The following is a 12,814-nucleotide window of genomic DNA, read 5'->3' on the forward strand; positions in this document are numbered from 1 at the left end:
ACGGCCCTTTGCCGATGTCGGACTCTCGTTCAGGCGCCCAGGCGGCGCCCCGTGATCTCCGCGGCGGCGTCGGCGACCAGGCGGCCCCACTCGGGCAGCCGGTCCGCGTCGTAGCGCGAGTCGGGCATGGAGATGGCCACGGTGGCCAGTGGCGTGCCCTCCTCGTCGAGGACGGGTGCGGCGATCGCGCAGACGTCCGGCCGGTACTGGTTGCGGTTGACCGCGTAGCCGTCGACGCGGATCCGGTCCAGCTCGGCCCGCAGTTCGTCCGGGTCGGTGGGCGTCGCGTCGCTGTAGCGCTCCAGCCCCTGTGTGACGAGCTCCTCGACGTCCTGCTTCGGCAGATGGGCCAGGACGGCACGCCCGGTCGCGGTGGCGTGCAGGGGCGAGGTGTCGCCGACGGTGTGGAACGTCCGTACGGCGTGAGAGCAGTCCACGCGGTCCACCACGACCATGCACTGCAGGGCGTCCGGCACCGACAGGTGGATCGTCTCGTTCACCGTGTCCCTCAGGCGGACCATGGGCTCGCGCGCTGCGGCGAACAGGCTGGACCCCTGGAGGGCGGCGGGTCGTACGGCCAGGACCCGGGCGCCGATCTCCCAGCGGGTGGTGTCCTTGCGGTTGGCCCGCAGCCAGCCGGCCTCGGCCAACGTGACCAGGGTGCGCTGCACGGTCGACTTCGGAAGGCCGAAGAGCTTCGTCAATTCCCCGACGGTGACCGGCTGATGCTGGGCGACCGCCTCCAGGATGCGCAGCGACCTGGTGACGCTCTTCATTTCCATCCGGTTTCCCCCTGTTAATCCTCGGGATCCCTGGCGAACACCCCTTGACTCCCCTGGGACCCACTGCCATTCTCTGTGCCAGATACTAGCACAGCGTACCACAATGTGGCACGGCTCCACGGAAGGTCCCGAGGGCGCAGCCGGAAGTCCGAGACAGGGCGTTCGTGAGCCGAGGTCCTCCGAAGGACCCGCCCCCTCCGCCCAAACCACCTCGAATCGAACAGCCTCACGCAGGGGCTCAGCTTGCGCCGCTGCGATACGAAAGGAAAGCCCCGTGTCAGCTGCCAGGAAGCGAGTCGCCGTCGTCGGCGTGGGAACCATGGGCAGCCAGGCCGCCTGGCGCCTCGCGGCCCGTGGCGCGGAAGTCGTCGCCTACGACCGCTTCGCCCCCGGCCACGACCGCAGCGCCGCCGGTGGCGAAACCCGTATCTTCCGCAGCGCGCACTTCGAGGACTCCCGGTACGTCCCGCTGCTCAAGCACGCCGACATCCTGTGGGAGCAGCTCCAGCAGGAGACCGGCCGCGAGCTGCGCCGCCTGACCGGATGCCTGCTGATGGGGCCCACCGAGCACCAGCAGATGGCCACCGTGGTCGAGTCCATCGCCGAGCACGGGCTCGACCATGAGGTGCTCGACGCCGAGACGCTGGCCAAGCGCTTCCCGCAGTACCGGCTGGAGGACGGTGACGTGGCCGTGCTGGACCGCCGCGCCGGCTTCATCCGCCCCGAGCTGACCGTCCAGACCGCCGCCCGCCGCGCCGAACAGCTGGGTGCCCGTATCCACCGCTACACCCCGGTCCGCGAGATCGTCCCCGTCGCGAACGGCGTCGAGATCCGCACCGACGCCGGCAGCGAGCACTTCGACACCGTCGTCGTCACCGTCGGCCCCTGGGTGAACGACCTCCTGCCCGACCTGCCGTGGGACGTGGAGATCCGCCGCCTCATCAGCGCCTGGTACGTGCCCACCACGGACGCCTGGTTCGGTGAGGAACGCCCGGCCTTCATCCGCACCGCCCCCACGCACTGTTACGGACTGCCCTCCCCGGACGGCGTCTCCGTCAAGCTCGGCCTGTCCCGCACCCTGCACAAGCCCGTGGGCGACCCCAACGCGCTGGACCGCACCGTCCAGCCGGAGGAACTGGACATCTTCACCGAGCAGATCCGCCGCCACCTGCCGGACCTGCACCCGGACCCGACCCGCCTGGCCGTCTACATGGAGGGCTACACCGAGAGCAGCCGCCCGCTGATCGGCCCGCTGCCCGGCGCCGACGACGTCGTACTGCTCGCCGGCTTCTCCGGCCACGGCTTCAAGCTCTCGCCCGCCTTCGGCGACATCGCCGCCGACCTGGCGCTGGACGGCACCTCATCCCAGCCCATCGACTTCGTCTCGACCATCGGCCGCACCACGGCCTGAACCGGCCCTGACCACCAGCCCACGGGCTTCGCAACCCCTCGCCCGCCCCGGGCGACATCGCCGCGGACCTCGCCCTGGAGGGCCGCACCGCCCAGCCGATCGACTTCATCTCCACGCTCGGCCGCACCACCGCCTGAATGAGGTACGACATGACACTCACCGTAGGCCCGCTGCGGGCCGAGCCGGGCCGCAAGGTCCGTGGGGCGGTCCCCGTGGACCTCGGACGCACGACCGTCGAGATCCCCCTGGTCCTCGTCAACGGCTCCCGTCCCGGACCCAGGGTCGTCATCACCGGCGGCGTCCACGGTGGCGAGTTCGTCGGCATCGACGCGGCGACCCGCCTCAGCGGCTTCCTGGAGCCGGACGACGTCACCGGCCAGGTGGTGATCTGCCCCGTGGCCAACCCGCCGGCCGTGTACGACGGCCGCCTGGGCAAGTCCCCGCTGGACGACGTCAACATCAACCGCGTCTTCCCCGGCGATCCCGCCGGAGGACCGACCGAGCGGCTGGCGGCCTGGCTCTTCGAGAACGTCGTCTCCGGCGCCGACGCCTACGCGGATCTGCACAGCGGCGGCATCGACGAGACCCTGCTCGACTTCGTCGGCTACCGCCTGACCTCCGACGCGGAACTGGACGCGAAGACCCGGGCCATGGCCCACTCCGTCGGCTACGAACGCGTCCTCTTCGGCCGCAACGCCGAAGGCGGCAACAGCCACGCCGCGGCGGCCCGGCAGGGCATCCCGGCCATCCTCATCGAGACCGGCCAGCTCGGCGAACGCGACCCCGCCCAGACACGGGCCCTGCTCGACGGCCTGTACCGGCTCCTGCACCACCTCGGCGTCATCGAGGCACCGCAGCGCGTCGCACCCGTGACCGTGCGGCCGCGTGACTGGGTCTGGACCGGCTCCGTCGTCTCCCCGGCCACCGGCCTGTGGTACCCGGACGCGGCCACCGGCGACGAGGTGACCATGGGTCAGACCATCGGCCGCGTCATCGACCCGGCCGACGGCAGCGAACACAAGGTCACCGCCACCGCCACCGGACAGATCCTCTACGGCATGAACGGGCTCACCGTCGGCCCCGGCGCGGAACTCGCCGCCATCGCGGTGCCGCACGACTGACCGGCACCACCACAGGTCCCCGAACCACCACTCACCCCGAACAGCTGGTCCCCACGCGCCAACTTCAGGAGATTTGTCATGAGTGATCCCCAGATCGGTCGCAGAGCGCTCCTGCGCGGAGCCGGCGGCCTGGCCGCCCTCGCCGCCCTGCCCTCCCTCTCGGCCTGCGGCACCGGCACCAGCCGCGCCTCGTCCGGCGGCGGCAAGAGTGGCGGCAAGACGGTGGTCGTCCGCGACAGCGGCGGCTCCTACGGCGAAGCCCTCCAGAAGGCGATCTACACGCCGTTCACCCAGGAGACCGGCATCAACGTCCAGGTCGTCAACCTCGAGGGCACCCAGATGCTGGCCCAGATCAAGCAGGGCCGCCCCCAGTTCGACCTCATCAACAACTCGATGATGGACCACATCAAGTTCGGGTCCCAGGACGCCCTGGAGACACTGGACAGGGACCGGCTCAAGAGCCTGAAGAGTGCCAGGATCCCGGCGAACCAGATCACCGACCATGCCATCGGCAACAGCTTCTACGGCCAGTGCATGGCGTACCGCACCGACGCCTTCGGCGGCCGCAAGCCCGAGTCCTGGGCGGACTTCTGGGACACCAGGGCGTTCAAGGGCAGCCGCTCGATGTGCAACCCGGACGCCGACCTGCCCGAGCTGGAGTTCGCGCTGCTGGCCGACGGCGTCCCGATGGACAAGCTGTACCCGCTCGACCTGGACCGCGCCTTCAAGGTGCTGACCCGGCTCCGGTCCGACATCAAGAAGTTCTGGGACAGCGGCCCGCTCCCCGGTGTGCTCCTCAGCCGCCAGGAAGTGACGATGTCCACCGTCTGGGACGGCCGGATCGCGGACCTGCAGAAGCAGGGCGTCCCGGTCGCCCGGCAACTGAACGGCATGCGCCGCCAGTTCCAGGGCTACGCCATCGCCAAGGGCGCGGCCCACGTGGACGGCGCCTACCAGCTCATGGACTTCGCGCTACGGCCCGAGATTCAGGCCGCCCTGGCCAAGGCGTTCCCGTCGAACCCGTCTTCTCCGGTGGCCTACGAGAAGCTCACCGAGGACCAGCGCAACGCACTCGCCGGTGCGCCGCAGTACTACGACAAGGGCTTCGACGCGGACATCAACTGGTGGCTCAAGAACGAAACCGCCGTCACCAAGCGCTGGTTGGAGTGGGCTCGTGGCTGAATTCGGTGTGGTCACACCGTCCGTGAAGGTGGCCGGCGGCAAGCTGCCCACCGCGACCGGCAAAGCGCTGTCGGTGGTGGCCCTGCGCAAGACATATGGGGACGTCGTCGCCGTCGACGAGGCGTCCATGGAGATCGCCGCCGGGGAGTTCGTCACCTTCCTCGGCGCCTCCGGGTCGGGCAAGACCACGACCCTCATGATGATCGCCGGGTTCTGCGAACCCGACTCCGGCACCATCACCGTCGGAGGCCGCGACGTCACCCGGCTCGCCCCGCAGAAACGCAACCTCGGCTTCGTCTTCCAGCAGTACCTGCTCTTCCCGCACATGACGGTCAGTGAGAACGTCGCCTTCCCGCTCACGCTCCGCGGAGTGCCGAAGGACGAGATCCGCAGGCGGGTCGGGGAGACCCTGGAGATCGCGGGCCTGTCCGGCTTCGGCGGCCGCAAGCCGCGCGAACTGTCCGGCGGTCAGCAGCAGCGCGTCGCCCTGTGCCGGGCGCTGGTCTACCGCCCGCCGGTCATCCTCATGGACGAGCCGCTGGGCGCCCTGGACAAAAAGCTCCGTGACCAGCTCCAGGTCGAGATCAAGGCCATCCAGCAGGAACTCGGCCTGACCGTCATCTACGTGACACACGATCAGGAAGAGGCGCTGGTCCTCTCGGACCGCATCGCCGTGATGCGCAACGGCCTGATCGAGCAGTTCGACACACCCAGGGAACTGTTCGAACGGCCGAAGACGCCCTTCGTCGCGGACTTCCTCGGCGCGGCGAACTTCCTGCCCGGCCGCGTGGAACAGAACACCGACGACCACACCGTGGTCCGCCTCGACCACAGCGGCGGTCTGCTGACGGCCAGGCGACACGCCCTGGCCCCCGGAACCCCGGTCAAGGCCGCCGTCCAGCCGGGCCGGCTGCGCGCCGGCGCACCGAACGACGGTTTCTGTACCGGCACGGTCGAGACCGCCACCTATGTGGGCACCTTGGTCCGCGCCGGGGTGCGGGTCGACGGCGGGGACGCGCCCCTGCTTCGTCTGGAGGTACCCGCCGGCCGCGGGCCCGTCACCGGCGAGCGGGTCGGCATCACCGCCGACCCCGAGGACGTCAACCTCTTCCTCTCCGAACAGGGCGGGTGAGCCATGGCCGCCACCCTCGCGGGCGCCCCGGCGCGCCCTCGCAAGCTCCTGGCCTCCCGCAGAACGCGGATCGGCATCCTCTACGCGCTGCCCGTCGTCGTCTACCTGCTCGTGCTGTTCGTCTACCCGATCCTCAGCACGCTCTTCCTGAGCCTGAAGAACCCCGACGGATCACTGACGCTGCACTGGTACGTCGACGCACTCACGGGGATCAACCTCTCCGTGCTGTTCACCACGGTGCGGATCTCCGCGGAGACGGCGCTGTTCAGCCTCGTCTTCGGGTTCGTCCTGGCGAACGCGATCTCCCGGCTGAGGCCCCTGTGGGCCGGACTGGCCATGCTGATCGTGGTCGTCCCGCACTTCATCAGCGCCCTGGTGCGCACCTACGGCTGGATCATCCTGCTCGGTGACAAGGGCCTGGTGAACGAGGCCATGGCCAACCTGTGGGTCCCCGGGGCGCCGTACCAGCTGCTCTACAACGAGATCGGCGTGGTCATCGGCACCACCTCGGTGATGCTGCCCTACACCGTGCTGCTGCTGTACGGCGTGATGCGCGGCGTGGACCGCAGGCTGCTGGCTGCCGCGGCCAGCATGGGCGCGGGACGCGTGACCATCTTCCGCCGGATCTACCTGCCCCTGGTCGCCCCCGGTCTGGCCAGTGCCGGACTGCTCAGCTTCATCCTGTCGCTGGGCTACTACATCACCCCGGCCCTGATGGGCGGCCCCGACCAGACGATGATCGCCTCCCTGATCAACCAGCAGGTGATGAAGCAGAACCAGTGGAACGGGGCGGCCGCCGAGGGCGTCGTCCTGCTGCTGATGACCTTCGCCGGACTGCTGTTGGTCAAGCTCGTCACCTCCCTCGGCGCCAGCCGTAAGAAGAGGAGCGCGTCATGATGGAGCTGCGCAAGACCCTCGCCGGGCGGATCGCCCTGACGGCGGTCGCCACCGTGATCCTGCTGTTCCTGGCGCTGCCGATCGTGGTCATCCTCGTCACTTCGTTCAGCAAGAACGCCTTCGGCTCGTTCCCGCCGGAAGCGTGGACGCTGGGCTGGTACAAGTCGCTGTTCGCCGACGGCAGTAAATGGCTGGCCGCGATGTCGATGAGTGCGCTGGTGGCCTGCCTGAGCACCGTGTTCTCGCTGGTCATCGGTGTGACCGCGGCGACTGCGCTGACCCGCAGCGAACTCCCGCTGCGCTCCGCCGTCTACGCCCTGGTCCTCGGCCCCCTGCTCATCCCCCAGATCGTCACCGCCCTAGGCCTGTTCCTGCTCTTCGAACCCGCCTCGATGCTGGGCAGCCCGATCGCGATCGCCCTCGGCCACACCGTGCTGGCCTCACCGATCGCGGTGCTGATCCTGATCGCGACCCTGCGCGGCATCGACGAACGGCTGGAGGACGCCGCGGCCAGCATGGGCGCCGGCCGGCTGACCATCGCCCGGCGCATCACCTTCCCCCTGGCCGCCCCCGGCATGATCGCGGCAGCGATCTTCTCCTTCATCACCAGCTTCGACGAGTTCTACATCTCCCAGTTCCTGTCCTCCGTCGACACCGTCACCCTGCCGGTGCAGATCTACAACTCCCTGACCTTCGACATCGACCCCAGCGTCACGGCGATCAGCGCGATCCTCATCGCGGGCGCGTTCCTCGCCCTCGCCCTCGTGGCCCTGGTGCGCTGGCTCGGCTCGGGACGGCAGGACTCCCTGCTGTCGGTCGAGACCGCGACAGGGATCGCCACGCCCGGAGGTGAGCCCGTATGACCACCACCGCTCAGCGGCACCTGCTGCTGAACATGACCGCCAACGGATCGCTCGCGAAGCCCGGCAAGGACCTCTTCGTCGTGCGCCACGGTGAGGGCCCCTACGTCGACGACGCGGCCGGCAACCGCTACATCGACGGCCTGTCCGGGCTCTACTGCTGCCAGATCGGCTACTCCTACGCCGACGAGATCGCCGAAGCGGCCCAGAAGCAACTGCGCGAACTCTGCTACAGCCCCCTGTGGTCGGATTCCGCGCACCCCACCGGCCTGGCTCTCGCGGAGCGCCTCGCCGCCCTGGCCCCCGACGGCATCGAGCACGTCTTCTTCAGCGGCGGCGGCGCCGAAGCCGTCGAGACCGCCTGGAAGATCGCCCGCAGGTACCACACCCTGCGCGGCGAAGCGGGCCGGACCAAGGCCATCGCCAGGCGCGGCGCCTACCACGGCCTCACCCTCGGGGCGCTGTCCTTCACCGACGACCCCGGCCTCACCGAGCCGTACGGGCCGCCCGCCGTGGAGACCCACTTCGTCGCCAACACCAACCGGGCCGCCCTGCAACAGCCCCTCGACGAGGCGGCCTTCACCGAGTACCTGCTCGCCGACGTGGAGGCCACGGTCCTCGCGGCCGGACCGGAGAGCGTCGCCATGCTCATCGCCGAGCCGGTGCAGAACCGGGGCGGCTGCATCACCCCGCCGGAGGGCTACTGGCAGGGCCTGCGCCGACTGGCCGACCGCTACGGCTTCCTGCTGGTCGCCGACGAGGTCATCACCGCCTTCGGCCGGCTGGGGGAGTGGTTCGGCGGCGAGTGCTACGGGGCTCGCCCGGACATTGTCACCGTCGCAAAGGGCATTACCGCCGGCTATGCCCCCATGGGCGCGACCCTGGTCTCGGACCGCGTCGCCGAGGCGATCAATCAGCCCGGCGAGGTCCTCAACCACGGCTACACCTTCAGCGGCCACCCGCTGAGCGCGGCCATCGCCCTGCGCAGCCTGGACATCATGGAGCGGGACCGGATCCTGGAGAACGTCCGCGGCCACCAGGGCCACCTCGCCCGGCGCATGGCGTCCCTGGGCGAGCTGCCGATCGTGGGTGACGTCCGCGGCGCCGGATTCTTCTACGCCCTCGAACTCGTCGGCGACCTCGACGGCGGCGGCTTCGGCGACACCGCGCGCGCCGCGCTCGTCGCCGACCTGATCCCGCGCCGGCTGCGCGAGGCCGGGCTGCTCGCCCGCGTCTACAACCGTGCCGCCCCGCTGGTGCAGATCGCGCCCCCGCTGATCAGCGACCGCGGGCTCCTCGACCGTATCGCCGACATCATCGCGGACACCCTCGACGAGGCCTCCGCCCGCCTTTGATCCACCTTTTCGAAAGGAACGACATGTACTCCATCGGCCCCCTGACCGTCGCCCCCGGTGAGCGCGCCCAGGGTCTGATCCCGGTCGGCACCAGCACGTACGGCGTGGAGCTCGGCATCCCGCTGATCGTCGTCAACGGCACCGAGGACGGCCCGGTCCTGTGCGTGGACGCCGGTGTCCACGGCGACGAGTACGACGGCCAGGAGGCCATCCGCCGCGTCCTCGCCTCGATCGACCCGGCCGGCCTGCGCGGCACCCTCGTCGGCATCCCCTGCATGAACACCCCCGCCTTCGAGGCGGCGGCCCGCACCAGCGGCCTGGACCACCTGAACCTCAACCGGATCTTCCCGGGTGACGCGGACGGCTCGTACTCGCTGCGCCTGGCCGCCACCTTCGTCGAGCAGGTCGTCCCCGCCATCGACGCCCTGGTCGACCTGCACACGGGCGGCACGTTCGGTGAGATCGCCCCGCTCGTCATCCTCCAGGGCGGCTACGAGGACCTGGCGACCGACCTCGCCCTCGCGGCCGGGCACGAGCTGGTCTGGAAGGGCGGCAAGTGGGGCGGCACGGTCCGCCACCCCACCCTCGCCGCCGGCAAGCCCGCCGTCACCATCGAGGCGGGCGGCGGCACCTACCGCGAGCAGAACGTCGCCCTGCACGTCCACTCGATCCGCAACATCATGCGACAGCTCGGCATGATCGACGGCGAGGCGGAACTGCGCGACAACTACACGACCGTCTCCGGCACCTTCGCCCGGTCCGCTGCCGGCGGCTTCTTCCTCGGTCACGCGGAGCCCGGCGAGACCTGCAAGGAAGGCGACCTGATCGCCCAGATCACCGACCACTACGGCAACACGCTGGAGGAGGTCCGCGCCCCGCAGGACGGCATCGTGCTCTGGGTGCGCCGGATCCGCACCGTGCGGCCGGGCGACGAGGTGGTCATCTTCGGTGAGGTGCAGGGGGAGATCCAGCCGTGAGCGGCGAAACCCGGTTGCTCCTCGTCGACGGCAAGCAGGTGCCCGCCGCTGACAGCCGCACCTTCACCGTCCTCGACCCGGCTGACGGGACAGCCATCACCGAGGTGGCGCTGGCCGGACCGGTGGACGTGGACCAGGCGGTGGCGGCGGCCCGCGCGGCCCTCACCGCACCCGAGTGGGCCCGGATGCGCCCCGCCGACCGGGGTCGGCTGCTGCACCGCATCGCGGACGCGATCCGCCGCGAGGGCGCATCGCTGGCACGCCTGGAGAGCCAGGACGTCGGAAAGCCGCTCCGCCAGGCCAAGGCCGATGTCGAGTCCGCCGCCCGCTACTTCGAATTCTACGCCGGCATCGCCGACAAGCTCGGCGGCTCCACGGTCCCGCTCGGCCCCGGCCTGATCGACTACACCCTGCGCGAGCCGATCGGCGTCTCCGGCCAGATCATCCCCTTCAACTACCCGCTCCAGAACACCGCGAGGGGTTCCGCCCCGGCACTCGCCGCAGGGTGCACGATCGTGCTCAAGCCCTCCCCGGAGGCGCCGCTCACCCCGCTGGAGATCGGCCGTATCGCGCTGGAGTGCGGACTGCCGCCGGGCGTGCTGAACGTCGTACCCGGCGACGGCGAGACCGGCGCGGCACTCGCCGGGCACCCCGGCATCGACCAGGTCACCTTCACCGGCTCGGTGCCGACCGGCATCAAGGTCGCCCAGGCCGCCGCCGCCAACGTGGTGCCCTCCGTCACGGAGCTGGGCGGCAAGTCGCCGTTCGTCGTCTTCGCCGACGCCGACTTCGACCTGGCGCTGACCGCGATCCTGGGATGGTCATTCAGCAACGCCGGGCAGATGTGCTCGGCGGGCACACGCCTGCTGCTCCAGCGCGGCGCCGAGGAGTTCCTGGACCGGCTGACCGAGAAGATCGCCGCCCTGCGCGTCGGTCCCGGCCTCACGGACCCGGACATCGGCCCGCTGGTCGCCGCCCGGCAGCGCGACCGGGTCCTCGGATACCTGGAACTCGCCCGGCAGGAAGGCGCCGTGGCACGCGTCGGGGGAGGAGCACCGTCCGACCCCGCACTGGCCGACGGCTACTACATCGAGCCGACCGTCCTCACCGGCCTGACCAACGACGCCCGCTGCGCCCGCGAGGAGATCTTCGGGCCCGTGGTCACCGTCATCGAGTTCGACGACGCCGACGAAGCCCTCCGGCTCGCCAACGACAGCCCGTACGGCCTGTCCTCCTACGTCTGGACCCGCGACATCGACAAGGCGATGCGCCTGGCCGAAGGCATCCGGGCCGGACAGGTCTATGTCAACGTCACCAGCGCCGGCACGGGCATCGAGCTGCCCTTCGGCGGCTACAAGCACAGCGGTTGGGGCCGCGAGAAAGGCCTCGAAGCGCTGGCGAGCTACACGCAGACCAAGAACGTCTGCATCGGGTTCGGGAGCCGGTCATGAGGTATCGCACGCTGGGCGAACGCGGCCCCACCGTCTCCGTCGTCGGCGTCGGCGGCAACAACTTCGGCTCCCGCCTGGACGAGGAAGGCACGAAGGCGGTCGTCCACACGGCCCTGGACGCGGGGATCACCCTGTTCGACACCGCCGACATGTACGGCGGGTTCGGCGGGCAGGGCGGGGCGCGCGGCGACGGCGAACGACTGCTGGGCGCCGCACTGAAGGGGCACCGCGACGACATCGTCCTGGCCACGAAATTCGGCATGGAGATGGGCCCGGAGGCCGACAGGTACGGCCGGCGGGGCGCCCGCGCGTACATCCGGTACGCCGTCGAGGCCTCCCTGCGCCGGCTCGGCACCGACCGCATCGACCTGTACCAGTACCACGAGCCGGACGGCGTCACCCCCCTGGCGGAGACGGTCGCCGCCCTGCGGGAACTCGTGACCGAGGGCAAGATCCGCTACCTCGGCTGCTCCGGCCTCCCGCCCGAGCAGCTCACCGACGCCTTCGTGTCGACGCAGGCCCGCTACCACCTGCTCGACCGCGGCGTGGAGAACGACCTGATCCCGGCCTGTCTGCGCCACGGCCTGGGTCTCCTGCCGTACTACCCGCTGGCCAACGGTCTGCTCAGCGGCAAGTACCGGCGCGGCGAGCAGCCCCCGCCCGGCAGCCGGCTGTCGTGGCGGCAGGGCTGGCTCACCGACGCCGCCCTGGACCGCGTCGAGTCGCTCACCGCGTACGGCGCCGAGCGCGGCCTGACCCTCCTCCAGGTCGCCGTCGGCGGGCTGGCCGCACTGCCCGCGGTCGGCTCGGTCATCTGCGGCGCCATGACGCCCGCGCAGGTCACCGCCAACGCGGCGGCGGCCGACTGGATCCCCGACACGGCCGACCTGGCCGCCCTGGACGCGATCGTCACCCCCGGTGAACGGGTCGTCTGACCCCCTGTCACAGTTCTTGAAGCGAGGCTGAACACCATGCGAGAGATCGTCACCTTCGACGCCTACGGCACCCTGGTCGACTTCCAGCTCGGGCCGACCACCCTGAAGGTCCTGTCCGACCGGCTCGACCTGGACAACCTGGACGTCGACGAGTTCCTCGACGACTTCCGCGTCATGCGCTTCCAGGCCGTCCTGGAGGCCTACCGCCCCTACCACGAGATCCTGCACTCCAGCCTGCGCAACGCCATGCGCCTGCACGGCCTGGAGTACCGCACCTCCGACGGCGACGCCCTCGTCGAGGCCGTGCCCACCTTCGGGCCGTTCCCGGAGGTCCCGGACGCCCTGCGCGCCCTGAAGACCAGGTACGAGATCGCCATCATCTCCAACACCGACGACAACCTGATCGCGCGGAACGTCGAGAACATCGGCGTGGAGTTCGACCACGTCATCACCGCCCAGCAGGCCGGCGCCTACAAGCCGGACCGGCAGACCTTCGAGCACGCCTTCACGACGATGGGCGTCGAGCCGTCCCAGGTCATCCACACCGCCCAGGGCTGGGAGTACGACCACATCCCGACCCGCGACCTCGGCCTCAAGCGCCGCGTGTGGATCAACCGCTTCGGCCGCCCGGGCAGCGCCGACTACCAGCCGTACGACGAACTGCCCGACCTGTCGGGCCTGCCGAAGCTCCTCGGCTGCTGACCGACGGCC

Annotated in this window: 12 protein-coding genes; 11 read left to right on the forward strand and 1 reads right to left on the reverse strand. The window is 70.4% G+C overall.

Annotation, left to right across the window (positions count from 1 at the left end; translation table 11 throughout):
* Window positions 1-29: 29 nt before the first annotated feature.
* Window positions 30-776, reverse strand: coding sequence for an IclR family transcriptional regulator (locus ACH4G3_RS17300; RefSeq protein ID WP_397625510.1), 747 nt, complete (start codon window positions 774-776; stop codon window positions 30-32).
* 280 nt (window positions 777-1,056) lie between these two features.
* Here ACH4G3_RS17300 and solA point away from each other — a divergent pair, with 280 nt between their 5' ends.
* From solA to ACH4G3_RS17355, 11 genes are all read left to right on the forward strand, one after another.
* A complete protein-coding gene (solA, locus tag ACH4G3_RS17305; RefSeq protein WP_397625260.1) occupies window positions 1,057-2,193 on the forward strand; it encodes an N-methyl-L-tryptophan oxidase in 1,137 nt (378 codons plus the stop codon).
* A 149-nt stretch (window positions 2,194-2,342) separates the two neighbouring features.
* A complete protein-coding gene (locus ACH4G3_RS17310) occupies window positions 2,343-3,314 on the forward strand; it encodes a succinylglutamate desuccinylase/aspartoacylase family protein (RefSeq protein WP_397625261.1) in 972 nt (323 codons plus the stop codon).
* Between the two features lie 78 nt (window positions 3,315-3,392).
* Window positions 3,393-4,496, forward strand: a complete 1,104-nt coding sequence (locus tag ACH4G3_RS17315; protein ID WP_397625262.1) for an ABC transporter substrate-binding protein — start codon at window positions 3,393-3,395, stop codon at window positions 4,494-4,496.
* Complete coding sequence (locus tag ACH4G3_RS17320) at window positions 4,489-5,628, forward strand: ABC transporter ATP-binding protein (RefSeq protein WP_397625263.1); 1,140 nt, start codon at window positions 4,489-4,491, stop codon at window positions 5,626-5,628. Before ACH4G3_RS17315 ends, ACH4G3_RS17320 begins: the two co-directional genes overlap by 8 nt.
* Before the next feature lie 3 nt (window positions 5,629-5,631).
* Window positions 5,632-6,525, forward strand: coding sequence for an ABC transporter permease (locus ACH4G3_RS17325; RefSeq protein ID WP_397625264.1), 894 nt, complete (start codon window positions 5,632-5,634; stop codon window positions 6,523-6,525).
* Window positions 6,522-7,388 (forward strand): ABC transporter permease, encoded by an 867-nt coding sequence (locus tag ACH4G3_RS17330; protein ID WP_397625265.1) that lies wholly within the window; start codon window positions 6,522-6,524, stop codon window positions 7,386-7,388. The genes ACH4G3_RS17325 and ACH4G3_RS17330 overlap by 4 nt, the downstream gene beginning before the upstream one ends.
* Window positions 7,385-8,740, forward strand: coding sequence for an aminotransferase class III-fold pyridoxal phosphate-dependent enzyme (locus tag ACH4G3_RS17335; protein WP_397625266.1), 1,356 nt, complete (start codon window positions 7,385-7,387; stop codon window positions 8,738-8,740). The genes ACH4G3_RS17330 and ACH4G3_RS17335 overlap by 4 nt, the downstream gene beginning before the upstream one ends.
* A 23-nt stretch (window positions 8,741-8,763) precedes the next feature.
* Window positions 8,764-9,717, forward strand: a complete 954-nt coding sequence (locus tag ACH4G3_RS17340; RefSeq protein WP_397625267.1) for a succinylglutamate desuccinylase/aspartoacylase family protein — start codon at window positions 8,764-8,766, stop codon at window positions 9,715-9,717.
* Window positions 9,714-11,168, forward strand: coding sequence for an aldehyde dehydrogenase family protein (locus ACH4G3_RS17345; RefSeq protein ID WP_397625268.1), 1,455 nt, complete (start codon window positions 9,714-9,716; stop codon window positions 11,166-11,168). Before ACH4G3_RS17340 ends, ACH4G3_RS17345 begins: the two co-directional genes overlap by 4 nt.
* The gene (locus tag ACH4G3_RS17350) at window positions 11,165-12,103 is read left to right on the forward strand and encodes an aldo/keto reductase (protein WP_397625269.1); all 939 of its coding nucleotides are present in this window, start codon (window positions 11,165-11,167) and stop codon (window positions 12,101-12,103) included. Before ACH4G3_RS17345 ends, ACH4G3_RS17350 begins: the two co-directional genes overlap by 4 nt.
* 36 nt (window positions 12,104-12,139) lie before the next feature.
* Window positions 12,140-12,805, forward strand: a complete 666-nt coding sequence (locus ACH4G3_RS17355) for a haloacid dehalogenase type II (protein ID WP_397625270.1) — start codon at window positions 12,140-12,142, stop codon at window positions 12,803-12,805.
* Window positions 12,806-12,814 lie beyond the last annotated feature (9 nt).

Origin of the sequence: Streptomyces afghaniensis (genome assembly GCF_044327915.1) — a bacterium.
GTDB classification, from domain to species: Bacteria; Actinomycetota; Actinomycetes; order Streptomycetales; family Streptomycetaceae; genus Streptomyces; species Streptomyces afghaniensis.